Raw genomic sequence first — 21,705 nt, 5'->3', positions numbered from 1 at the left:
CTTAAATCGGGCGATCGCCCTTGATGGTGGCGCGGTTCATGCGACGCACACACGGTGGGTAATCCATCACGGCGTAATGCTGTGTGCAGCGGTTGTCCCAGATGGCGATCGAACCCGGGCTCCAGCGCCAACGCATCTGGTACTCGGGAATGAAGGTCTGGCTGATCAGGTAGCTCAGCAAGGCCGAGGCGCCGGGCTGCCAGTCCTGACCAAAGCGCACGTTGCGTGCGGTGTGGTAGTTGGTGAAGTGCGTCATGAAGCCGCCTGTGAGCAGGCTCTTGTTGCCGGTTTCGGGGTGGGTACGCACAACAGGGTGCTCGGGGTCCGGGAAGCGCGCTTTCATCGCCAGTCGTTCCTTGGCTGATTTGGCCGCCATGAAGGTGGCTTCCATGCTGTGGCGAGCCTTCAAGCCTTCGATGGTTTCCTTGATGTGGTCAGGCAGGCGCTCGTAAGCCAGCTCCATATTGGCCCACATGGTGTCACCACCGACGGGTGGGCATTCGAGGCAACGCAGCACAGCGCCCATGGGCGGCAATTCGCGCCAAGTGGCATCGTGGTGCCAAGCGTTTTCGTAACGCTCGGGTGGGCTGTCAGGCGTTTTCCAGATGTTGATGATGCCTGGCTCCGAATCGGTGCTGGGGGCCAGAGGGTGGCTTTCCAGGTCGCCAAAAATGCGCGCAAAAGCCGCATGCTCGGCATCGGTCATGTCCTGATCGCGAGCAAACAGCACCTTGTGCTTGAGCAGCAGTGCTTTGACTTCGCCCGCCATGTCGGCATTGCGGCCTGCTTCAGCCAGATGGACGCCCTGGATCTCGGCACCCAAAGCGCAGGTGAGTGGAATGACTTTCATGAATGGCTCCTCAGTGGTCGGTCAAATGGGGTCTTGCTTCAAGACACCGAGAGCGCCATTCTCAAGACAAGTGGGGTTTTTCCTTTGACGAAATGGGAAATTTGTTTGACATTTCGGGAAATTGGTAGAAGTCCCTATCCGCCATCAGATCAAGGCGGTAACAGCGGGCTATGTCGTTAGCGCTGGACTGCCTCATTCATTCTGTCTGCCGTCGCCGCGCTGCGCCCAAAAAACAGCGCCATGGGGACCAAGGGCAACAAGGTCAGAAACAACATGACGATCAGAGTGATGCCGACCGTCGGGTCCTTGAAATTGGCAGCCGCGCTGACAAAAGCAATTCCCATATTGCCTTGGCCACAACACATCGTCAGCACGCGACGGTAAGACGGTGTTGAGGCCGAACCCAACAACCATCCCGCACCGAGCGCCAAGGGCATGTACAGCAACAGCGCAGCCAGCGCACCTTGCCGGAGTACGCTCAGCATGGCTTCGAAATACAGCACTGGAAACAAAATCAAGACCAGCAAGGCACTGAGCGATCCGACTTTTTCGATCACCAGTCTGGCACGCTCCGCAAATGTCGGCCAGCGCGCACGCACCGACAAGCCCATGACAAGAGGCACCAACACCGTCAATCCCAAACTGCGAACGATATCGATGGAACTGACCTGCACCCCCTGCAACAGCCACGGCAGCAATAAAGGCTGAAATGCCACCGTCAGCACTGAGAGCAAGACATACTGACTGACAGCCAGTGCCTGGTCCCCGCGCGCTGCCGCATTGAGACGCAGCAGCGTCGGACAGCCGGGTGCTGTGGTCGCGAGCAATATGGCCGCCTGTATCGACACATCCAGATCCAGGCGACGACACACCCACCAAGACAGGCTGGGCAGCACCACAAAGTTGGCCAGCAGTGTCAGCCCCAATTGGCGACGTTCGCGCAGCACTTGAAAAATCTGAGCTGGCTGCAGCAGCAGACCCACGCCTGTCATCGTGCACAGCACAAACGCAAGCAACGCCCAACGATTGAGCAACACCAGGTAATCCGTCATTTCCATTCCTTTGAATACATGCGCCAGACCTCGGCTCTCGCATCGTTTGGCGAGGTAGCCCTGTGCTGTTGCTGGGTGTGTCGGTCATGTGCATGACCTACTGATATCGGCGTGGCTTATCCAAACACCGCGAGCACCATTCTCAAGACAAGAGGACTTTTTCTATTGACAAAACGGGAATTTCGCTTGACATTTCGAGAAACTTATGAAAGTCCCTATGACCGCTTTTTTGCGTGCGGCAACACTGACCAACTTTGAACAAGTGGCCCGTGAATGCGGGCTGGATGCCCATGCTTTGGTGGATGAAGTCGGCCTGTCGCCGCGCTGTCTGAACGAGCCTGACCTCAGGTTGCCCGCCACATCTGTCGGTGAACTGTTGGAGCTGGCGGCACGTCGCGCCAATGAGCCAGGATTTGGTTTGCGCATGGCAGCATCGCGGCGATTGTCCAACTTGGGCCCACTGGGTCTGCTGCTTCGCGATCAACCGACGCTCAGGCATGCGCTTGAAACCTCGGTGACTTACATGCACACCCACGCTGAGGCTTTTTCTGTCTCGTTGGTGGAGTCGGGAGATCTCGTCATCATCCGTGAAGAGCTCCTGCTGGAAGGTGGGGGGCCTACACCTCAAGCCATTGAGATGGGCATGTGCTCCCTGTTCCGCATGCTGCAGATTTTCCTGGGTGAACGGTGGGAACCCCGACTGGTGGCCTTCAGGCATCCAGCACCAGCCAACACACAGGTCCACCGGCGCATGTTTGGCAGCCACATCGCCTTTGGTCAGGAGTTCAACGACATCGTTTGCAACGCCAAGGATCTGGCTGCGCCCAACCTCGGTGCCGATCCGGTCATGGCCCAGTATTCCCAGCGCCTGCTGGAGCGGGAGATGGGCGTCAATGCCAAGATGTCGGAGCGGGTTCGGCGCCTGATTGTGCTGTTGCTGCCGCGTGGGCACTGCAAGGTTGAGGTGGTGGCGCAGCACCTCGGCGTGGACCGCCGAACGATTGCCAACCATCTGGCTGCTGAAGGCACGACCTTCAAAACCCTGGTCAACAGCATGCGCAGTGAGCTGCTGGTCAGCTACCGTCAGAATGGCTCAAAAAACTTGTCTGAGGTTGCGCTGCTGCTGGGCTTTTCAGAGTTGAGTGCATTTTCAAGATGGCACAAAAACCTGTTCAATGCGACTGCATCCGAGGGGCAGAAATCACTCACTTGAGTGGATGGCTTATGGACAATGACCGTGCCTCGATCAAGTGTTCCAGAACACGCTTGAGTTGGGTCACATCCGAGTTGCCGATCTCTTTCAGCACCTGTGCTTCGTGCGTACGTGCCTGGGCCAGCAGGGGCTTGACCTTGCGCTGACCGGCGAGCGTCAGGCTCACTAACGATTGGCGTTTGTCGTGCGCAGCATTCACACGGCGCACCCAGCCAGCCTCTGCCATGCGACCCACCAGCTTGGTCACGGTGGGTTGTTTGGCCAGCACGATGTCGGCCAGTTCACCCACGCTCAGCGATTCCTTGCCAGATAGGCTGGCCATGACGCGCCACTCCATCAGGCTCAGCCCGCTGGCTTCGACCACGGCATGAAATTCGCTTGAAATCAAATGGCTGGCGCGGGCCAGCAAATAGGCCAGGTAGTCGTCGACAAAGCCAGCTGAGTGGGTCATGGCAGAGGTTGGGGCAGAGGCGTGGTGGTGCTGAACTGACCGCCCTGGTACACGAGTGGGGCCGAGCCCTCGCTGAAGCCGCAGCGTTCCACCTCGCCCACAAAAATCACATGGTCGCCTTCTTCGTGACGGCTGCGGTTGTGGCATTCAAACCAGGCCAGAGTGCCTTTCAAAATGGGTAGCCCGGCTTGTCCCAGGGTGTAGGCGGTGTCTGCAAAGCGGTCGCCTTTGCCGTAGGCAAAGCGGTTGCACAAGTCGAGCTGGTCTGCGGCCAGCACATTGACCACATAGTGCGTGCCCGCATGGAACAGCGGCAAGCTGCTGGCCCGGTGGCCCAAGCTCCACAGCACGAGCGGCGGCGTGAGCGACACCGAATTGAACGAGCTGGCCGTGATGCCCACAAAGCTGCTGCTGGCCGAGTCGCCTTTTTGTGCGCCGGGCGCGAAGGTGGTGATGACGGTCACGCCTGTGGCAAAGCGCGACAGGGCCTGCCTGAAATGAGGGGCCTCAAAGTCAGGGGTCAGCGGCTGAACGGTCGGAGGTGGGTTGGGGCGCATAGGGTCATTATGGATGAATTTACATGAATATTCATATAAACTGTTTGGCATGAGGTCGAGTGCGTCGTGCGCAGAACCTGTCCGTCAAGGAGACAAGCATGCTGGTGGAACGAATCGAAAACAGGTGGCTTGCGGCGTTTACCCGCACCTTCACACTGTGCAAGGTGCAGCCGGGCGAAGTGGTGGCGATTCTGGCCGAAACCCAATCACGTCGGATCAATGTGGACTTGGCCCGCCTTGCACTGGAGGCCATGGGCGCCCGCGTGTTCGAGGTGACGCTGACAACGCCTGCACTCACCGCTCCCGCGCCTGTGCGCTCCACAGGCGCCAGCGACGCGATTGGCCAGCTCGGCCCCGTTGTGGCTGCATTGGCCCGCGCCGACATGGTGGTGGACTGCACCGTCGAAGGCCTGCTGCACGCACCCGAGCTGCCCACCATCATGAAGGGCGTGGACGGCCACATGCCGCGCCTCTTGATGGTATCCAACGAGCACCCTGAAATTCTGGAGCGCACCGTGCCCGATCCGGCGCTGGAAGGCGTGGTGCGCGCCGCCATGAAGAAGCTGCGTGGCGCACAACAAATGCACGTCACGTCTGCCGCAGGCACCGACCTGCGTGTGAACCTCAAACATGGCGACAAGCAAGCGGTGGTAGGCGGTGTGTGGGGCTTTTGCCCCAAGCCGGGCATGGTGTCGCACTGGCCCGCCGGGCTGGCGCTGGCTTTCCCGGCTGCAGGCAGTGTCAACGGCACGCTGGTCATGGCCCCGGGCGATGTGAACCTGACCTTCAAAAGCTATTTGCGCGACACGATCCGTCTGACCATCGAGAACGACGGCGTGGTCGCCATTGAGGGGCAGGGCGTGGACGTGGACATGATGCGCGGCTACTGGAAAGCCTGGGAAGACTTTGAGGGCCACCGCGCCGCTTATGCCGTCTCACATGTGGGCTTTGGCCTGAACCCGGCGGCGCGTTGGGACGCCATGGCGTTTTACGACAAGCGCGACTGCAACGGCACCGAGCTGCGTGCTTTTGCGGGCAACTTTTTGTATTCGACCGGGGCCAACGAGGTGGCGGGCCGCCACACGCTAGGCCACTTTGACCTGCCCATGCGCGGCTGCACCATCCGGCTGGACGACACGGTGGTGGTCGATGCGGGCCAAGTCGTGAGCGCGGCGCTGGCATGAGCGCACCCGCCTTCACTGACGTGGGTTTGCCCACACAACCCGCCGTGGTGTACTTGCATGGCGTAGGCGGTGGTCGACACGGCTGGGCAGCGCAGCAAGCGCATGTGGCCGCTTTGGGCTGGCGCAGCTTGGCCTGGGACATGCCCGGTTATGGCGACAGCGCCATGGTCACCCCTTATGACTTCGCACACTTGGCGCAAGCCCTGTGGCAGATGCTGGACGCGGCGCACATCGACCAAGCCGTGTTGGTGGGCCACAGCATGGGGGCCATGGTCGCCCTGCAAGCCTGGACGCAAAAGCCTGAGCGCATCCGTGGCCTGCTGCTGGCCGCCAGCAGTCCGGCTTTTGGCAACAGCGACGGTGATTTTCAAAAGCAGTTTTTGGCGCAGCGCCTGGCCCCTCTGGAAGCGGGCAAAACCATGGCTGACATCGCCGACAAGTTGATCCCCACCATGGCCGCACCCGGTGGCGATGCGGCCCAAACGATCCCTGACCATCTGAAGTCGGCGCACCAAAGCATGTCGGCAGTGCCGCCCAACACCTACCGCGCTGCGCTGCATGCGCTGGTGCAGTTTGAGCAACGCGCCGCTTTGCCCACCCTCACGGTGCCCGTGCTGTGCCTGGCCGCAGAGCATGACCGCACCGCACCGCCCACGGTGATGGAACGCATGGCGCAAAAAATCCCCGGCGCTCGCTATGCCTGCCTGGCCGGAGCAGGACATTTGCTGCATTACGAACAGCCCGAGGCGTTCAACGCCGAACTCGAAAAATTTCTGAAGGACGTGAAACCATGACCGACGTGCAAGTCAATACGATCCCCCACACCATGCCCATCTGTGGTGACGACTACCCTCTGACCGAGAAGCAGCAAAAGCTGATGGCGCTGGCGCGACAGCTGGGGCGTGAGAAGTTCGCCCCGCGTGCGGCGCAGCTCGACCGCGACGCGCAGTTCCCGTTTGCCAACTACGACGACATGCGCGACTCGGGCCTGCTGGCGCTGTGCGTGCCCGAAACGCATGGCGGGCATGGGGCCGATTACGCCACCTATGCCATGGTCTCGGCCGAGATTGGTCGTTACTGCGGCGCCACCGCGCTGACTTTCAACATGCATGTCTGCACCATGCTCTGGAGTGGTCTGCTGTCGGAAGACCTGGAGATGACGCCCGAGCAGCGCGCCATCCACCGCACGCACCAGGCCACGCACTTTGCCCGCGTGGTGAAAGACGGCGCCATCTATGCACAGCCGTTCTCCGAAGGCGGTGCAGCCGCTGCAGGGGCCATGCCCTTTGGTACTACGGCCGTCAAGGTCGAGGGCGGCTGGAAAGTCAACGGCAAGAAAATCTTCGCTTCGTTGTCCGATGCAGCCGATTACTTTGGTGTGCTGTGCACCGAGAAGAAAGAGGGCGCCGACCTCTCGCGCCGTGACACCTTATATCTGGCTGTGCCGCGCACCGCGCCAGGCCTCACGGTCGAGGGCGATTGGGACCCGCTGGGCATGCGCGCCACCGTGTCGCGGAATTTGATTTTCAAAGATGTGTTCGTGCCCGACGACGCGGCGCTCATGCCACAAGGCCTGTATTTTCAAGCCGCCAGCCGCTGGCCACACATGTTCATGACACTCTCGCCGACCTACATGGGCATCGCGCAAGCGGCTTATGACTTCACCGTGGCCTATTTGCGTGGCGAGATTCCGGGCACGGGCCCCATCAAGCGCCGCCAGTTCGCGACCAAACAGATCGCCGTGGCCGAGATGTTCATCAAGCTCGAACAGACCCGCAACCTGTTCTTGCGCGCCATTGAAGACGCCAAGGTCGACCCGAGCAAGTCCACCCGACTGCGGGCCTACGCCGCTCAGTACACCATCATGGAAAACGCGCAAGACATCGCCCGACTGGCGATCCGCACCTGCGGCGGTCAGTCCATGCTCAAAAGCCTGCCGCTGGAGCGCCTGTACCGCGATGCGCGTTGCGGCTCGCTCATGCTGCCCTGGACGGCCGAGCTGTGCATGGACCGCATCGGTCGCGAAGCCCTGTACGAACCTGGCGAAAAAGACGAGTGATGTCGGGCCAAGAAACCAGCCTGATCGCGGCGCGCTTTGCGCAGCTCGCGCACGAGCATGGCGCGCAAGCGGCCATGACCTTCCGGGGTGATGAGCGCAAGGCCACCCAGACGGGTGACAGCACCTTCACCTATGACTTCGCCAAGTTCTGGCGGCGGGTTGAACGCGTCACGGCACACCTGCAATCCACCTGGGGCGTGCAGCCGGGCGACCGCGTGGCCTGGCTCGGTTTCAACCACGAGCTGCAGTTGGTCACGCTGGTGGCTTGCGCCCGGCTGGGGGCGGTGTTTTTGCCGCTCAACTTTCGGCTGGCCGTGCCCGAGCTGCAGCAGGTCATGGGGGACGCCCAACCGCGTCTGCTGGTGCACGACAGCCACCATGCCGATACAGCCCATGCGTTGCAAGGCGCAGGTCTGCAACACACGCATCACGACACCTTGATCGCCACCGCCTCACCACGCGGTCTGCCACTGCCCGAAATGCACGGGGATGTGCACAACGACCTGCCGCTGCTGCTGGTCTACACCTCGGGCACCACGGGCGTGCCCAAGGGCGCCGTGCATACCCAGGCGGCGTTGCTGGCCAATGCGCGTGCCAGTGCCTGGGCGCACGACTTCGTGCCCGGCGACAAGGTGCTGTCCACGCTGCCGATGTTCCATGTGGGCGGCCTGTGCATCCAGACTTTGCCCGCGCTGCTGGCAGGGGTGGAGGTGGTGCTGCACCCGCGCTTTGACCCCACGGCTTGGCTGGATGAAATGAACACCAGCCGCCCCACGCTGTCGCTCTTGGTGCCCGCCACCATGCGCGCCCTGTTTGAGCATCCGCGCTGGGCGGACACATCGCTCGCCTGCCTGCGCGGCATCATGACCGGCTCGTCCACCGTGCCTGTGGCTTACCTCGAAACCCTGCACGCACGCGGCGTGCCCGTGGGCCAGGTCTATGGCACCACCGAAACTGGCCCCGTGTCCATCGTGCTGCGTCTGCCCGAAGCCATGGCCCGTGTGGGCGCGTCGGGTTGGCCGCAACCGGAGGCGCAAGTCAAACTCATCGACGCCCAAGGGCAGGAAGTCGGCCCCGGTGAAACGGGCGAAGTCTGCATCCGCGCCGCCAACCTGATGCGCGGCTACTGGCGTGCCGACGGCGAACTCAACGCGGGTCTACAGGATGGCTGGTTCCATTCCGGCGATCTGGGCCAGCGCGCCGAAGACGGCTGCATCACCATCGTCGGCCGCAGCAAAGACATGATCATTTCCGGCGGCGAAAACATCTACCCGGCCGAAATTGAAAACCAGCTCGTCACTTTGCCCGGCGTGGCCGACAACGCGGTGGTCGGCGTGGCCGATGCCCGCTGGGGCGAAGTGCCTGTGGCAGTGCTGGTGCGCAGCTCTGACGCTGCAGGGCAAGCCCTGAGCGCAGAGGCCGTGCTGGCCCACCTGCAGTCGCGCATCGCCCGCTTCAAGTTGCCGCGCCGTGTGGTCTTCATGGACAGCCTGCCCAAGAGTGCTTTGGGCAAGGTGCTCAAGCTGCAGCTGCAGCAGCTCCTGACAAACCCTTAAAACAAGGGCTTTTCTTCGCCTGCGTGACAGCGCTCACGCAGGCGAGTGGCATCATGGTGGCATTGTCAGGAGACCTGTATGAACTTTGTTTCTCACCGCCGTCACATCGTGGGTGGTTTGGCTGCTGCAGCCTTGCTGGCGGCAGCGCCTGCCGCCTGGGCTCAGAGCGCCTGGCCCGCCAAGCCCGTCAAGATCGTGGTGCCTTTTGCACCCGGTGGCACCACCGACATCCTGGCCCGCGCTGTGGCACCCGAGTTGTCACGTGCCTTTGGCCAGCAGTTTGTGGTCGAAAACAAAGCCGGTGCCGGTGGCAACCTGGGGGCCGAGCAGGTGGCCAAGTCGGCCGGTGACGGCTACACCCTGCTTATGGGCACGGTGGGCACGCACGGCATCAACCGCGCGCTGTACGCCAAGCTGCCCTACGACCCCTTCAAAGACTTTGTGCCCGTCACCTTGGTGGCGGGGGTGCCCAATGTGATGGTGGTCAACGCCGACCTGGCCGCCACCCACAAGATCAACAACGTCAACGACTTCATCAAGTACGCCCGCGCCAACCCCGGCAAGCTGAACATGGCGTCCAGCGGCAATGGCACCTCGATTCACCTGGCGGGTGAGCTGTTCAAGAGCCAGACGGGCATCTTCATGGCCCACATCCCTTACCGTGGTTCCGGCCCGGCATTGTTGGACCTGGCTGCAGGCAACATGGATGTCATGTTCGACAACCTGCCCTCGGCATTGCAGCTCATCAAGGCGGGCAAGATCAAGGCGCTGGCGGTGACCAGTGGTCAGCGTTCTTCCGCTGTGCCTGACTTGCCCACCATCGAAGAGGCCGCAGGCCTCAAGGGCTTTGAAGCCAGCAGCTGGTTCGGTTTGCTGGCTCCGGCGGGCACCCCCATGGACATCGTCAATCGCATCCAGCAAGAAGTGTCCAAGGCTTTGAACTCTCCGGCGATCAAGGAAAAACTGCAGTTGCAAGGCGCTATCCCGAGCGGCAACACCTCGGCCCAGTTCGGGGCGCTGATCGAAGCCGAGCACAAAAAATGGGCCGCCGTGGTCAAGGCCTCTGGCGCCAAAGTGGACTGAAGCGTGGCCTGGTTTGAGGGCTTTGAAAAGCAAACCTTGAGCGTTCAGGGTTTGCCCGTCACCTTCAGGCGTTCACTGGACTGGCAAAGTGCCAAGCCTGTGCTGGCCTTGCTGCATGGCTTTCCGCAAACCCATGTGATGTGGCATCGCGTCGCCCAGCGGCTGGGTGAGCACTACCGTCTCGTCATGCCCGACCTGCGCGGCTACGGAGATTCGTCGCACGAAGTGGGGGACGCCGAACACGCGCACTACAGCAAGCGGGTCATGGCACAAGAGGTGGTCAGCCTGCTTGATACGCTGGGTGTGCAGGACTTCTTTTTGTGCGGTCACGACCGGGGCGGGCGCGTGGCGCACCGCTTGGCACTGGACCACGCCAGCCGGGTCAAAAAGCTGTGTGTGATCGACATCGCGCCCACGCTCGACATGTACAGCGGCCACTGGGGCAAAACCTCTCCAGTCGCTGGCCCGGTGGACGATCCGTATTTTGCGTTTGCGCAGGCTTACTACCACTGGTTCCACTTGACCCAGCCCGCGCCACTGCCCGAGTTCATGATCGGCGGCAACCCCAAAGCCTATTTGCACGCCAAGCTGGGCGGCTGGGGCAGCCAAGGCCTGGGCTACATCGAGCCCGAGGCCCTGGCCGAGTATGAGCGGTGTTTCTGCAACCCAGCCCTCAACGACAAAGGTTGGTCAGCGGCCATCCACAGCGCGGCCGAAGACTACCGTGCCAGCGCGGGCATCGACTTGCAGCATGACCGCGAAGCCCGTGAGCGGGACCAAAAAATCGCATGCGACACCCTGGTGCTGTGGGGCGAGCGTGGCGTCGTCAACCGCATGTTCAAGCCACTCGATCTTTGGCAGGCACAGTGCGCAGGCCAAGTCTCAGGTCAGGCCGTGCCTGCGGGGCACTTCATTCCTGAAGAGTTGCCCGAGCAGACGGCGCAGGCGTTGCGCGACTTCTTCGCCTGATCAGGCCCCGCAGCACTTTTTGTACTTCTTGCCGCTGCCGCACGAGCACGCATCGTTGCGCCCGGGCGTGGCTTCCTTGATGACTTGCTGCACGCGAGGGCCGATGTTGCGCCAGATCTCGCGCAGGTCGTACACGGCCCACAGGGCTTCGCCATAGGCGTTCAGGCGGTTTTCACTCACGCTGGGTGGGCCGTCTTCGGACAGGGCCGAGAGGGTTGGCTCGTCGGTGTCGTCTTCGGTGATGGCCACGATGGCCTGCAGCGACAGGTCATGCCATTTGGCGGCGTCCTTGTCCTTGGGTGCTTCCCATTCTTCGGACCAGCTTTCGACCGCGTACATGAAGCCCAAGGCCCACACTTGCGCGAAGGATGGGATTTCGTCGGCGTCCACATCGGCGCGTTCTTCTTCGGGCAGCGAGGCGATGGCGCCGCGCACGTCCATGATCTCAGGGGCGTAGGCCTTGTCTTCGTCCAGCGCCTTGATCTCGGTGTCCAGTGCCAGGCGCACTTCGGCAAAGCGGCGGTTCCACAGACTCAGGAACTGTTCGCGCTGCGCGTCGTCTGCAAACGAGCCGCCTTCGTCGGTGCCCAGCAGCACAGGCAGCCACTCGTCGGCCTCGATGGCGCGGCGGCAGCAGGCCAGTGCGGCCAAAAAGCCTTCACAGAATTCCCACTGCGGGGTTTCGTCGTGCCGCGAACGCAGGTCGTCGAGGATGTTGTCCAGGCTGTCAAAGTCTTCGGCAGCGAGTTCGTGGTATGTAGTCATGACAGGTGTTCCATCAAAGAAGGGTTGAGGGTGACGCCGCAGCGCTCAAGTCGTTTTTTCATGCACAGTACTTCAGCGTCCTTGCTGTGCAGGGCCGCGCCGTGCTGCACGGCCAGGTCGATGAACATCTGGTCATCGGCGTCTTTGCAGGTGTATTCGGCTTTGGGCGCGTCGGGGCGCAGTTGGGTGTGGCGGTCAAAGTGCGCCAGCACCGCGTCCGCAGGCAGGGCGCGGGCAGTGAGCCGCTTGGCGATTTGTGGGTAAGTCAGCACGCGGGCCAGCTCTTCGCGCATGGCCGCTGTGGCGATCCACTGGGTCGTGCCCGCTTCCAGGCTGCTTTTCAGGGACAGGGCTTTGGGTTCGTCAAACACCCAGAGGTCGAGCACGATGTTGGTGTCCAGCACGCGCAGGACTGCGTCGCCCTGGCTCATGCGGCTGGGGTCTCGTTGGCACCCCGCTTGAGGCTGCCTTTGACCATGTCAAAGCGGAACAGGCGGCATTCGATGGGGCCGTTCCACATGGGCACGCGGCGCGATTCTTTCAGGCGCATCTTGCTGGGCAGTTTCAGGTCGGGCGTGAGCATCCAGGCGCTCCAGCCGCTGTAGTTTTTCTTCCAGTGGCTGGCCAGTTGAGCGAAGAAGTCGCCGCCGTCGTCGGTCTGGGCGGTTTCGCGGTGGTGACTTGATTCGGAAGACCGCGCACTGGCCAGGGCGCCAGGGACAAAGTTGTCGCGGCCACGCCCTGCCACACCTGCTGCGGCGATGCGCTCGCCATAGGGCGGGTTGAGCAGCATGACGCCAGGGGTTTCGCTGGGCGGCATGCGCTGCAAGGCATCGCCGCCACGGAACTCGATGGCGTGCGCCACGCCTGCGCGCTCGGCGTTGCGTTCTGCAAAGTCGACCATGCGGTGCGCCACATCGCTGCCAAAAATGGGTGCGGTCGGGGCGTGCTGCGCGTCACGGGCTTCTTGGAGCAGGCCTTGCCAGACATGGTTCTGGAAGGGCAGCAGTTTTTCAAAGCCAAAGCGGCGGTGCAGGCCGGGTGCGATGCCGCAGGCGATTTGCGCCGCTTCGATCGGGAGGGTGCCGCTGCCGCAGCAGGGGTCGTACAGCGGTGTCGTGCCGTCCCAGCCGCTGGCCGCGATCATGGCGGCGGCCAGGGTCTCCTTCAAAGGCGCGTCGCCCTTGTCGGTGCGCCAGCCGCGTTTGAACAGTGGCTCGCCCGAGGTGTCGATGTAGAGCGTGAGCGTCTCGGGCGTGAGGTGGGCATAAATGCGCACGTCGGGCCAGGTGGTGTCGACGCTGGGGCGCTCGCCGCGCTTGGCGCGAAAGCGGTCGGCCACCGCGTCCTTGATCTTGAGCGCGGCAAAGTTCAGGCTGGTCAGCGGGCTGTGCTGCGCGGTGATGTCGATTTTGAAGGTTTGCTTGGGCGTGAACCAGATTTCCCAGGCGACGTTGCTGGCCGCGTGGTACAGGTCGTTTTCGTTGCGGTAGTCGGTGACCGACAGCTGCACCAGCACGCGCTGGGTCAGGCGGCTGTGCAGGTTGATGCGCAGTGCGTCACGCCAGGAGGCGTTGGCCATCACGCCGCCCCGTCCCGTGAGCAGGTCGTGGCCCGTGAGGCCCGTGATCGCATGGACCTCGTCGGCCAGAAAGCCCTCGACGCCAGCGGCGCAGGGCATGAACAGTTGCAGTGAATTCACAGACGGCGTTTTCTCAAATGGTTTTGCGCAGGTTTGCCGGGGCAATGCGCAGGGCTTCGCGGTACTTGGCCACCGTGCGGCGTGCGCAGTCGATGCCTTGCTCCTTGAGCATTTCGGAGAGCTGGTTGTCGGACAATGGTTTGACCGGGTTTTCTGCGGCCACGAACTGCTTGATCAGCGCCCGCACGGCCGTGCTCGATGCCGCGTTGCCGCTGTCGGTACCCAGGCCCGAGCCAAAGAAGTATTTCAGCTCGAAGGTGCCTTGGGGCGTGTGCATGTACTTGGCCGTGGTCACGCGGCTGATGGTGGACTCGTGCATGCCCAGTTCGTCCGCGATCTCGCGCAGCACCAGCGGGCGCATGGCCAGCTCGCCGTGCGTGAGGAAGTTCTTTTGCCGCTCCACGATGGCGGTGGACACGCGCAAGATGGTGTCAAAGCGTTGCTGGATGTTTTTGATGAACCAGCGTGCCTCTTGCAGGCGCTGCTGCAGACCCGCGTGGTTGTCGCCCTTGCCGCCGCGCAGGGCGTTGGCATAGATGTCGTGCACCCGCAACTTGGGCATCACGTCGGGGTTGAGTTGCACCCGGAACTTGGGCGTGGGGCCGCGCCCGACCGTGGTGACGATCACGTCAGGGATGATGATGTTGCGCTCGGCCTGCACAAAGGGGCGACCGGGTTTGGGCTCCAGCCGGGCGATGTGTTGCAGCGCGGCCTTGATCTGCGCTTCGTCTTCGCCGCAGAGCTGGGCGAGTTTCTTGAAGTCGCGCTTGGCGGTCAGCTCCAGCCCCTGGCCGCACACCTTGAGTGCCGCTTGTGCCACGGGGTCCTCGGGGTCCTCGCGCAGTTGCGCACGCAGCTGCAGTTGCAGGCATTCGTTGAGGGTGCGGGCACCCACGCCCACGGGCTCGAGTGACTGCAGCAGGCCCAGCGCCACCGTGAAGCGGTGCACCAGCTCGTCGATCTGCTCCAGATCATCGGCTGGGGCCAGCGTGGCCGCCAGCTCGGCCAGGCTGTCTTCAAGGTAGCCGTCTTCGTTGACCGATTCGATCAAAAAGCGCAGCGCGGCCCGGTCGATGTCGGACAGGCGCAGCGACAAGGCCTGGCGGTGCAGGTGGTCGGTCAGCGAGCCCGCACTGCGGGCCAGCTCGGTGGCGTCGGCCACGTCGTCGTCCGAGTTGTTTTTGCGCGAGCCGGCATCGCCGCCCCATTCGCTGTCGTCGGGCTGCATGTCGACGCTGCCGTCACCTTCCCAGCTTTCGGCGATGTCGGTCAGTGCCTCTTCGCGGGGTTCGGCGTTGTCATCGCTGTGGTTGTCGCTGGCACTTTCGCTCACGCGGTCACCCAGGCTGACTTTGGCGTCGGCTTGCGAGAGGCCATAGTCTTCCATGGGCGCTTCTTCACTGGCGCGTTCGAGGAAAGGGTTTTCGTCAAGCATCTGATCGACTTCCTGTGACAACTCCAGCGTGGACAGTTGCAGCAGGCGGATCGATTGTTGCAACTGGGGCGTGAGCGCCAGGTGCTGGGACATGCGCAGCGACAGACTGGGCTTCATTCTGGCGCTTTCATGTCGTGGATCGGGGGCATGTTCACAGTGGGCATCACATTCGGAAGTGTTCGCCCAGGTACACCCGGCGCACATCGGCGTTGTTGACGATGTCGTCGGGCGTGCCTTCGGCCAGCACACGCCCTTCGCTGATGATGTAGGCGTGGTCGCAGATGCCCAGCGTCTCGCGCACGTTGTGGTCGGTGATGAGTACGCCGATACCGCGTTGCTTGAGGAAAGCGATGATGCGCTGGATCTCGATCACCGCGATCGGATCGATGCCCGCGAAGGGTTCATCGAGCAGGATGAAGCGCGGATCGGTGGCCAGTGCGCGGGCAATCTCCACGCGCCGCCGCTCGCCGCCCGACAGCGCAATGGCAGGGGACTCGCGCAGGTGGTCCACCCGCAGGTCGTTCAGCAAGGCGGTGAGTTTGTTTTCGACGGCGGCGGACGACAGTGGCAGGCCCTGTGCATCGTGCTGCAGCTCCAGAATGGCGCGCACGTTGTCGGCCACCGACAGCTTGCGAAAGATCGAGGCTTCTTGCGGCAGGTAAGACAAGCCCATGCGCGAGCGCTTGTGGATGGGCGACTGGGTCACGTCTTGGCCATCGATCAGGATCTGGCCGCCGTCGGCCCGCACCAGGCCCACGATCATGTAAAACGAGGTGGTCTTGCCCGCGCCGTTGGGGCCGAGCAGGCCGACCACTTCGCCCTTGCTCACATGCACCGACACGTCGTGCACGACTTTGCGGCTGCCGTAGGCTTTTTTCAGCTGCCGGGCTTCCAGGCCCTGGCTGGGTCTGCTGGCGCTCATCGTTTGTTGTCCTTGATTGCGGGGCTGGTGCGCAGCGGCGGCGGCAAAGGGGCCGAGGCCGCTGGTTTGGGCACCAGCACGGCGCGCACGCGCTGGTGGCGGGTGTCAGAGCCCGCGTCCTTGCGCTGACCATCCACCGAGACGACTTCGGTGGTGTTGTTGAAAACGATCTTGTGCCCATTGAGCTGGTCGGCCAGTTGCGTGCCGCGCAGCATGCGCATCTCGGCACGTGTCACCAGGGTCACCACGTCGGTGGCGCCTTCGTACTCGGCGGTTTCGGCTTCACCTTCGGTGTATTCGTCCAGGCCTTCGCGCTTTTGCCGGAAAAAGACCCGTTCGCCATCGGCCGCCCAGAGCCAGGCTTTTTGTTTGCCTTGTTCGTCTTGCTGCACGTCCATGCGTGCGGCGCGCATCACCATCGTGCCTTTGACCGCCTGCACGTTGCCGAAAAACTGGGTGAGTTTTTTGGCTTCGTCGTGCTGCATGCGGTCGGCTTCGATCTGCATGGGTTTGTCGCGATCGGCTTTTTCCGCCCAAGCGGGTGCCCAATGGAAGGTCCAAAGCAAGGCGCAGAGCAATGGCTGGAAATACTTCATGGGGCACGAATCTTGCTGGTGTTGGTCGATTGTAGGTGCAAGCCGGGCGGTTTCCCCATGGCGACGCCCGGTACCCGCGAAAAAAAGCCCACCAGGTGGCGGGCTCATGGGACGGGTTGGCCCTGTCGCGGGCTTATTTGCCAGCGCGGGCTTGTGCGATCAGGGATTCGGCCACCTTCAGGGCGCGCTCCATGCTGCCGGCCAGGCCCCCGTCGATGTAATAACGTCCGGCCACACCCAGCGAAGGCACGCCTTCGATGCGGAATTCGTTTTGCAGTTGAACCGCTTTCTTGATCTTGCTGGTCACTGCGAATGACTTGAAGATGTCGCTGAACTTGGCTTTGTCCACGCCTTGTTTCTCAACCCAGGCCAGGATGGTGGCCTCGGTGTTCAGGGGCAGGCGCTCTTCGTGCACGGCGTGGAACACCTTGCCGTGCAGGGTGTCGAGCAGGTTCATCGCTTCCAGCGTATAGAACAGGCGCTGCTGAGGCGCAAAGTCTTCACGGAAGGCGATCGGCACGCGGCGCACCGTCACGTCTTTGGGTGCGTCCTTGACCCATTGGGCAAAAGCGGGTTCGAACTTGTTGCAGTGCGGGCAGCTGTACCAGAAGAACTCCAGCAGCTCGACCTTGCCCGGGCCTGCGTCGGTCGGCACGGGGCGATCGAGCACCACATAGTCCTTGCCGGCTTTGAAGGCCCATTGGGCTTTGGCGGGCAGGGCGCTGAGCCAGGCGCTGGTGGCCAAGAGGGCGGACGAGAAGAATCGGCGTTTCATGTGATCTCCAAATGGGTGTCGTGGTCAGCGCTGCACGCGCACGATGGTGTTTTCCATGTTGCTGGCTTCGAGCTTGCTGCGAACGCGCTCGGCAGCGGCCTTGTCCTCGAAGGGCCCCAGGCGCACCCGGAACACGCTGCGCCCACCTTGCTCACGCTCGGAGACTTTGGCGTCCAGGCCCAGCATGGCCAGTTTGGCTTTTTGGGTGTCGGCGTCGGTGGGGTAGCGGAAAGCGCCCGCCTGCACGAAGTACTGGAACGGGTCTGCGCCAGACGCGGTGCCCGCAGGGGTCGACAAGCCGGGTTTGGACTTGGGTTCGGCCGAGGGGTCAGCGGTCACGGCAGGTTTGATTTCGCCTTTGAGTGGCTCGCTCTGGACCTTGTCGGATGTGCCCTCGGGCGCCACAGGCGCCGAGGCCGGGGCCTTGGGTTGCAGCACGCCGTTGGGGTTCCATTCCTTGTTCTTCTGGTTCTCGGCTTCGTCCTGGTCGGCCGAGCGGGTCTGGTTCTTGTTGGAGAACGGTGTCGGCACCTTGGTCACGTAGATGGCCACGCCCAAAGCCACGCCAAGACCGATCACGAGGCCCAGGATGAAGCCCAGTAGGGTGCCGCCGCGTTGGGTTTGTGCTGTCATGGTGATGCTCACATTTTGGTGGGTGCGGAAACACCCAGCACCTTCAGGCCATTGTGCAGCACCTGGGCGGTGGCGGCGACCAGGGCCAGACGGGCTTGTTTGACCGCCTCGTCGTCGACCAGAATGCGCTCGGCGTCGTAATAGCTGTGGTACAGCGAGGCCAGGTCGCGCAGGTAGAAGGTCACGTCATGGGGCGCGAAATCGTTGGCGGCAGAGGTGAGCATGTCGGGGTATTTGGCCAGGGCCAGCATCAGGGCCTGCGCTTGCGGGCTTTGCAGGGCGCTCAAGTCTGCCGCATTCAGCGAGGCCTTGTCACCTCCCCAGGCCGCCAGTACCGAGCAGATGCGTGCGTGGGCGTACTGAACGTAATACACCGGGTTGTCGTTGTTCTGTGCCAGCGCCAGGTCGATGTCGAAGATGTATTCGGTGTCGGGCTTACGCGACAGCAAGAAGAAGCGCACGGCGTCCTTGCTGGTCCACTCGATCAGGTCACGCAGCGTGACGTAGCTGCCCGCACGCTTGGAGATCTTGACCTCTTCACCACCACGCATCACGCGCACCATGGTGTGCAGCACGTAGTCGGGGTAGCCCTCGGGAATGCCCACGCCAGCGGCCTGCAGGCCCGCGCGCACGCGCGCAATCGTGCCGTGGTGGTCGGTGCCCTGGATGTTCACCACGCGGGTGAAGCCGCGCTCCCACTTGGTGATGTGGTATGCCACATCGGGCACAAAGTAGGTGTAGGTGCCGTCGCCCTTGCGCATGACGCGGTCTTTGTCGTCACCGTAGTCGGTGGATTGCAGCCACAGCGCGCCGTCTTGTTCGTAGGTCTTGCCTGCGTCCTTGAGCTTTTGCACGGCGGCGTCGACCTTGCCGCTGGTGTAGAGGCTGGACTCCAGGTAGTAGTTGTCGAACTTCACATCGAAGGCTTTGAGGTCCAGGTCCTGCTCGTGGCGCAGGTAGGCCACCGCAAACTGGCGCATGCCGTCCAGGTCATTCACATCGCCGCTGGCGGTGAACTCGCGGTCGTCGGACTTGACGGTTTTCTTGGCCAAAAAGTCGTTGGCGATGTCCTGGATGTAGTCGCCGTTGTAGGCGGCTTCAGGCCACTCGGCGTCGCCGGGCTTGAAGCCCTTGGCGCGCAGCTGGGTCGAGTTGGCCAGGGTGCCGATCTGCACGCCCGCGTCGTTGTAATAGAACTCGCGGTAGACCTGCTGGCCTTGTGTGGCGAGCAGGTTGCAAATCGCGTCGCCCAGGGCGGCCTGGCGGCCATGGCCCACATGCAGCGGACCCGTGGGGTTGGCCGAGACGAACTCGACCAGCACCTTGTCGGCTTTGGCCGCTTGGCAGCCAAAGGCCGCGCCTGCCTGCAGCACCTCGTGCACCACGGCTTGTTTGGCCGCGTCCTTGAGGCGGATGTTGATGAAGCCCGGGCCCGCCAGCTCGATGGCGTCGACCCAGCGCTGGAATGCGGGGGTGGCCAGCAGCGCTTCGCGCAGCGCCTCACCCAGTTGTCGGGGGTTTTGTTTCAGGGCCTTGGCCAGCTGCATCGCCGCGGTGCAGGCCAGGTCGCCATGGGCGGCCACCTTGGGGGATTCAAATGCCGCGCGCGCACCGGCGCCGGTTTGGAGTTTTTCAAGCTCACCGGCCAGGGCCGCGAGCAAATCTTGTTTGGCAGAAAGCATCTGCCGATTTTACGGGCCGGGCGGTCTGGGCCCTGCGGCTTGGGTCATTCAGGCCGCGGGACGCTGCCAGAAAGTGGGCTCGTTGTAGTGGTGTTTGAGGTGCTCGATCCACAGTCGCACCCGCAAAGGCAGGTGCTTGCGCTGCGGAAACACCACATGAATGCCATTGGGTGGCGCGGCAAAGTCTTCCAGGACGGCCACCAGGTGACCGGCCCGGATTTCAGCTTCCACCTCCCAGGTGCTGCGCCAGGCGATGCCATAACCGGCCAGGCACCAGTCGTGCAGCACTTGCCCGTCCGAGCAATCCAGTGGGCCGCCGGGGCGCAGGTGGGTCACTTCGGTGCCGTTTTCTGCGGGCACTTGAAAAGCCCAGCCCCGGGTCTGTGAGGCGTCGCTCGACAAGGTCAGGCAGGTGTGTTGCAGCAACTCGGAGGGGTGCTGTGGCGTGCCTCGGCGCGCCAAATATGCCGGGGTGGCCACGCACAGGCGGCGGTTGTCAGCCATGCGCACGCTCACCAGCGAGGAGTCGGGCATGTCGCCCACGCGCACGGCGCAGTCAAAACCCTCGGCGGCCAAGTCCACCACCCGGTCGCTCAGGTTCAGCGAGATCGTCACATCGGGGTGCAGTTCACGAAAGGGCGGCACCAGTGGCGCGACATGGCGGCGACCGAAACCGGCCGGGGCGGTGATGCGCAGATGGCCGCTGGCCTTGACACCGCCTGCCGAGACGCTGGCCTCGGCATTGGCCACGTCCGACAGAAGGCGCTGGCAGTCTTCGAGAAAGGCACTGCCTTCGTGGGTGAGGGTGATGCGGCGGGTGGTGCGCACCAGCAGCTTCACGCCCAGGTGCTCTTCGAGCGCGTCGAGCCTGCGGCCGATGATGGCCGGGGCCACGCCTTCGGCCCGCGCAGCGGCCGTGAGGCTGCCTTTGGTGGCGACGGCAACAAAGGTTTCAAACGCTTTGAGTTTGTCCATGACCTCGATTATGCGATGTCAGGGATTGAATCAGGGTGGTTTCGGGTTGAATTCAGCCTTCTTCGGTTGAAAGTGTGGCCTGGGTGAAACGCCACAGCCCCATGCTGCGGGGCCGTGCTGGGCGTCAGCCCTGTGCCGCACTGGGCTGTGGCGCCCAACCCTTGGGCAGGCCCGCTTCAGGGGTCATGCCGTACAGGGGCTCACCGGGCAGCCCGGCCTGCAGGGGCGCGCGGGCGGCCATGAGCCGGTCCAGGTCGATGCCGGTGCGCACGCCCATGGCCTCGAACATGAACACCAGGTCTTCGGTCACCACATTGCCCGAAGCGCCCGGGGCGTAGGGGCAGCCGCCCAGACCGCCCAGGGAGCTGTCGAAGGTGCGCACGCCCGCCTCGTAAGCGGCCAGGCAGTTGGCCAGGCCCAGGCCCCGGGTGTTGTGCATGTGGGCCGCGCCCGTGCGCTCGCCAATGGTGCTGAAGAGGCGCTTGAACAGGCGGCTGGTTTGGGCCGGGTTGCCCATGCCGGTGGTATCCGAGAGGCCCACTTCGTCGGCACCGGCCTCGGCCAGCAGCTCGGCCAGGCGCACCACATCGTCTTCGGGCACTTGGCCTTGCAGGGTGCAGCCAAAGGCAGTGGACACGCCCGCCTCGACCCGCACACCCGGGGCGATGGCGTCGCGCAGCGCCAGCACGGCACGCACTTCCTCGACCATGGCCTCGGGGCTTTTGCGCACATTGGCCATCGAGTGGGCGGCGCTGGCCGACACGGGCATGGTGAGCTTGTGCGCTCCGGCGCGCAGGGCGGCTTCGGCGCCGCGCAGGTTGGGCACCAGCGCCATCACGGTGACACCGCTGTGCTGCAGGGCGTGACGCACCACTTCGGCGGCGTCGGCCATTTGGGGCAAGAGGTGGGCCGGGACGAAGGAGGCGACTTCGATCTCGCGCAGACCTGCGGCGACCAGGCTGTCGATCCAGCGGCATTTGTCGACGGTGGCCATGGTGGCCTTGACCGATTGCAGGCCGTCGCGTGGGCCCACTTCGCTGATGAGGATGTCTGTCGTGGCGGGGATTGTCATGACAGGATTAAACAACAGGCCATGCGGCTGTTTACTTTTGCGAAAAAGTCATGGGTTAATGGATTTTTCGCTTGTTTATCGCTCTATAAATTTAGAATACAGTCGTTCCCAATCTCCGGTCTTTTGCCGCCTGTGCAGAGTGCCCCCCCGTTTTTCGACGCTTGTTTCAGAGGT

General features: G+C 63.1%; 22 protein-coding genes. 7 read left to right on the top strand and 15 right to left on the bottom strand.

Annotated features, from left to right (window positions below):
- Window position 1 precedes the first annotated feature (1 nt).
- Together IC609_RS03535 and IC609_RS03530 are read right to left on the bottom strand one after the other, a co-directional pair.
- A complete protein-coding gene (locus IC609_RS03535) occupies window positions 2-850 on the bottom strand; it encodes a TauD/TfdA dioxygenase family protein (RefSeq protein WP_191818062.1) in 849 nt (282 codons plus the stop codon).
- A 176-nt stretch (window positions 851-1,026) separates the two neighbouring features.
- Entirely contained in the window at window positions 1,027-1,842 is an 816-nt protein-coding gene (locus tag IC609_RS03530) for a bile acid:sodium symporter family protein (protein ID WP_232844232.1), read from the bottom strand.
- A 277-nt stretch (window positions 1,843-2,119) separates the two neighbouring features.
- Here IC609_RS03530 and IC609_RS03525 point away from each other — a divergent pair, with 277 nt between their 5' ends.
- Window positions 2,120-3,115, top strand: coding sequence for an AraC family transcriptional regulator (locus IC609_RS03525; protein WP_191818060.1), 996 nt, complete (start codon window positions 2,120-2,122; stop codon window positions 3,113-3,115).
- On the opposite strand, the gene IC609_RS03520 is transcribed toward IC609_RS03525, so the two are convergent.
- Together IC609_RS03520 and IC609_RS03515 are read right to left on the bottom strand one after the other, a co-directional pair.
- A complete protein-coding gene (locus IC609_RS03520; protein ID WP_191818059.1) occupies window positions 3,108-3,566 on the bottom strand; it encodes a MarR family winged helix-turn-helix transcriptional regulator in 459 nt (152 codons plus the stop codon). The genes IC609_RS03525 and IC609_RS03520 overlap by 8 nt on opposite strands.
- A complete protein-coding gene (locus IC609_RS03515) occupies window positions 3,563-4,123 on the bottom strand; it encodes a flavin reductase family protein (protein ID WP_191818058.1) in 561 nt (186 codons plus the stop codon). Before IC609_RS03515 ends, IC609_RS03520 begins: the two co-directional genes overlap by 4 nt.
- Before the next feature lie 98 nt (window positions 4,124-4,221).
- Between IC609_RS03515 and IC609_RS03510 the strand changes: the two genes are divergently transcribed.
- The 6 genes from IC609_RS03510 (at window position 4,222) to IC609_RS03485 (ending at window position 10,974) form a co-directional block, all read left to right on the top strand.
- Window positions 4,222-5,307 carry a M29 family metallopeptidase gene (locus tag IC609_RS03510; RefSeq protein WP_191818057.1) on the top strand — a complete coding sequence of 362 codons (1,086 nt, stop codon included), beginning with the start codon at window positions 4,222-4,224 and terminating at the stop codon, window positions 5,305-5,307.
- Window positions 5,304-6,101 (top strand): alpha/beta fold hydrolase, encoded by a 798-nt coding sequence (locus IC609_RS03505; protein WP_191818056.1) that lies wholly within the window; start codon window positions 5,304-5,306, stop codon window positions 6,099-6,101. The genes IC609_RS03510 and IC609_RS03505 overlap by 4 nt, the downstream gene beginning before the upstream one ends.
- Window positions 6,102-6,133: 32 nt before the next feature.
- Complete coding sequence (locus tag IC609_RS03500; RefSeq protein ID WP_408611010.1) at window positions 6,134-7,366, top strand: acyl-CoA dehydrogenase family protein; 1,233 nt, start codon at window positions 6,134-6,136, stop codon at window positions 7,364-7,366.
- Entirely contained in the window at window positions 7,366-8,922 is a 1,557-nt protein-coding gene (locus IC609_RS03495) for a class I adenylate-forming enzyme family protein (protein ID WP_191818054.1), read from the top strand. Before IC609_RS03500 ends, IC609_RS03495 begins: the two co-directional genes overlap by 1 nt.
- A gap of 78 nt (window positions 8,923-9,000) precedes the next feature.
- On the top strand, window positions 9,001-10,005 hold the full coding sequence (locus IC609_RS03490; RefSeq protein ID WP_191818053.1) for a Bug family tripartite tricarboxylate transporter substrate binding protein: 1,005 nt from the start codon (window positions 9,001-9,003) through the stop codon (window positions 10,003-10,005).
- A gap of 3 nt (window positions 10,006-10,008) precedes the next feature.
- On the top strand, window positions 10,009-10,974 hold the full coding sequence (locus tag IC609_RS03485; RefSeq protein WP_191818052.1) for an alpha/beta fold hydrolase: 966 nt from the start codon (window positions 10,009-10,011) through the stop codon (window positions 10,972-10,974).
- On the opposite strand, the gene IC609_RS03480 is transcribed toward IC609_RS03485, so the two are convergent.
- The 11 genes from IC609_RS03480 to IC609_RS03430 form a co-directional block, all read right to left on the bottom strand.
- Complete coding sequence (locus IC609_RS03480; RefSeq protein ID WP_191818051.1) at window positions 10,975-11,739, bottom strand: UPF0149 family protein; 765 nt, start codon at window positions 11,737-11,739, stop codon at window positions 10,975-10,977.
- Complete coding sequence (locus tag IC609_RS03475; protein WP_191818050.1) at window positions 11,736-12,170, bottom strand: PIN domain-containing protein; 435 nt, start codon at window positions 12,168-12,170, stop codon at window positions 11,736-11,738. Before IC609_RS03475 ends, IC609_RS03480 begins: the two co-directional genes overlap by 4 nt.
- Window positions 12,167-13,441: a THUMP domain-containing class I SAM-dependent RNA methyltransferase gene (locus IC609_RS03470; RefSeq protein ID WP_191818049.1), complete on the bottom strand. Its 1,275-nt coding sequence runs from the start codon at window positions 13,439-13,441 to the stop codon at window positions 12,167-12,169. The genes IC609_RS03475 and IC609_RS03470 overlap by 4 nt, the downstream gene beginning before the upstream one ends.
- A gap of 13 nt (window positions 13,442-13,454) precedes the next feature.
- Window positions 13,455-14,993, bottom strand: coding sequence for an RNA polymerase factor sigma-54 (locus IC609_RS03465; RefSeq protein ID WP_191818048.1), 1,539 nt, complete (start codon window positions 14,991-14,993; stop codon window positions 13,455-13,457).
- A 46-nt stretch (window positions 14,994-15,039) separates the two neighbouring features.
- Window positions 15,040-15,798, bottom strand: coding sequence for an LPS export ABC transporter ATP-binding protein (gene lptB / locus IC609_RS03460; protein ID WP_191818047.1), 759 nt, complete (start codon window positions 15,796-15,798; stop codon window positions 15,040-15,042).
- On the bottom strand, window positions 15,795-16,394 hold the full coding sequence (gene lptA, locus IC609_RS03455; protein ID WP_191818046.1) for a lipopolysaccharide transport periplasmic protein LptA: 600 nt from the start codon (window positions 16,392-16,394) through the stop codon (window positions 15,795-15,797). Before lptA ends, lptB begins: the two co-directional genes overlap by 4 nt.
- Before the next feature lie 133 nt (window positions 16,395-16,527).
- Window positions 16,528-17,169: a thiol:disulfide interchange protein DsbA/DsbL gene (locus IC609_RS03450; RefSeq protein ID WP_191818045.1), complete on the bottom strand. Its 642-nt coding sequence runs from the start codon at window positions 17,167-17,169 to the stop codon at window positions 16,528-16,530.
- 24 nt (window positions 17,170-17,193) lie between these two features.
- On the bottom strand, window positions 17,194-17,802 hold the full coding sequence (locus IC609_RS03445; RefSeq protein WP_191818044.1) for an SPOR domain-containing protein: 609 nt from the start codon (window positions 17,800-17,802) through the stop codon (window positions 17,194-17,196).
- Window positions 17,803-17,810: 8 nt separating this feature from the next.
- Entirely contained in the window at window positions 17,811-19,484 is a 1,674-nt protein-coding gene (gene argS, locus IC609_RS03440; protein WP_191818043.1) for an arginine--tRNA ligase, read from the bottom strand.
- A 48-nt stretch (window positions 19,485-19,532) separates the two neighbouring features.
- Entirely contained in the window at window positions 19,533-20,459 is a 927-nt protein-coding gene (locus IC609_RS03435; protein WP_191818042.1) for a LysR family transcriptional regulator, read from the bottom strand.
- A 124-nt stretch (window positions 20,460-20,583) separates the two neighbouring features.
- Window positions 20,584-21,531: a hydroxymethylglutaryl-CoA lyase gene (locus IC609_RS03430; protein ID WP_191818041.1), complete on the bottom strand. Its 948-nt coding sequence runs from the start codon at window positions 21,529-21,531 to the stop codon at window positions 20,584-20,586.
- Window positions 21,532-21,705: the final 174 nt, after the last annotated feature.

The organism is Limnohabitans radicicola, assembly GCF_014837235.1.
GTDB classification, from domain to species: Bacteria; Pseudomonadota; Gammaproteobacteria; order Burkholderiales; family Burkholderiaceae_C; genus Limnohabitans_A; species Limnohabitans_A radicicola.
The sequence above is the reverse complement of the archived record's forward strand: the minus strand, read 5'-3'. Positions and strand labels throughout refer to the sequence as shown.

Bases quoted from the DNA above. Each gene is read 5' to 3' on its own strand.
- IC609_RS03475 (WP_191818050.1), bottom strand. From the start codon at position 12,170: ATGAGCCAGGGCGACGCAGTCCTGCGCGTGCTGGACACCAACATCGTG.
- IC609_RS03510 (WP_191818057.1), top strand. From the start codon at position 4,222: ATGCTGGTGGAACGAATCGAAAACAGGTGGCTTGCGGCGTTTACCCGC.
- IC609_RS03520 (WP_191818059.1), bottom strand. From the start codon at position 3,566: ATGACCCACTCAGCTGGCTTTGTCGACGACTACCTGGCCTATTTGCTG.
- IC609_RS03495 (WP_191818054.1), top strand. From the start codon at position 7,366: ATGTCGGGCCAAGAAACCAGCCTGATCGCGGCGCGCTTTGCGCAGCTC.
- IC609_RS03430 (WP_191818041.1), bottom strand. From the start codon at position 21,531: ATGACAATCCCCGCCACGACAGACATCCTCATCAGCGAAGTGGGCCCA.
- IC609_RS03480 (WP_191818051.1), bottom strand. From the start codon at position 11,739: ATGACTACATACCACGAACTCGCTGCCGAAGACTTTGACAGCCTGGAC.
- lptA (WP_191818046.1), bottom strand. From the start codon at position 16,394: ATGAAGTATTTCCAGCCATTGCTCTGCGCCTTGCTTTGGACCTTCCAT.
- IC609_RS03505 (WP_191818056.1), top strand. From the start codon at position 5,304: ATGAGCGCACCCGCCTTCACTGACGTGGGTTTGCCCACACAACCCGCC.
- IC609_RS03435 (WP_191818042.1), bottom strand. From the start codon at position 20,459: ATGGACAAACTCAAAGCGTTTGAAACCTTTGTTGCCGTCGCCACCAAA.
- IC609_RS03445 (WP_191818044.1), bottom strand. From the start codon at position 17,802: ATGACAGCACAAACCCAACGCGGCGGCACCCTACTGGGCTTCATCCTG.
- IC609_RS03515 (WP_191818058.1), bottom strand. From the start codon at position 4,123: ATGCGCCCCAACCCACCTCCGACCGTTCAGCCGCTGACCCCTGACTTT.
- IC609_RS03535 (WP_191818062.1), bottom strand. From the start codon at position 850: ATGAAAGTCATTCCACTCACCTGCGCTTTGGGTGCCGAGATCCAGGGC.
- lptB (WP_191818047.1), bottom strand. From the start codon at position 15,798: ATGAGCGCCAGCAGACCCAGCCAGGGCCTGGAAGCCCGGCAGCTGAAA.
- IC609_RS03500 (WP_408611010.1), top strand. From the start codon at position 6,134: ATGCCCATCTGTGGTGACGACTACCCTCTGACCGAGAAGCAGCAAAAG.
- IC609_RS03530 (WP_232844232.1), bottom strand. From the start codon at position 1,842: ATGACAGGCGTGGGTCTGCTGCTGCAGCCAGCTCAGATTTTTCAAGTG.
- IC609_RS03490 (WP_191818053.1), top strand. From the start codon at position 9,001: ATGAACTTTGTTTCTCACCGCCGTCACATCGTGGGTGGTTTGGCTGCT.
- IC609_RS03450 (WP_191818045.1), bottom strand. From the start codon at position 17,169: ATGAAACGCCGATTCTTCTCGTCCGCCCTCTTGGCCACCAGCGCCTGG.
- argS (WP_191818043.1), bottom strand. From the start codon at position 19,484: ATGCTTTCTGCCAAACAAGATTTGCTCGCGGCCCTGGCCGGTGAGCTT.
- IC609_RS03465 (WP_191818048.1), bottom strand. From the start codon at position 14,993: ATGAAGCCCAGTCTGTCGCTGCGCATGTCCCAGCACCTGGCGCTCACG.
- IC609_RS03525 (WP_191818060.1), top strand. From the start codon at position 2,120: ATGACCGCTTTTTTGCGTGCGGCAACACTGACCAACTTTGAACAAGTG.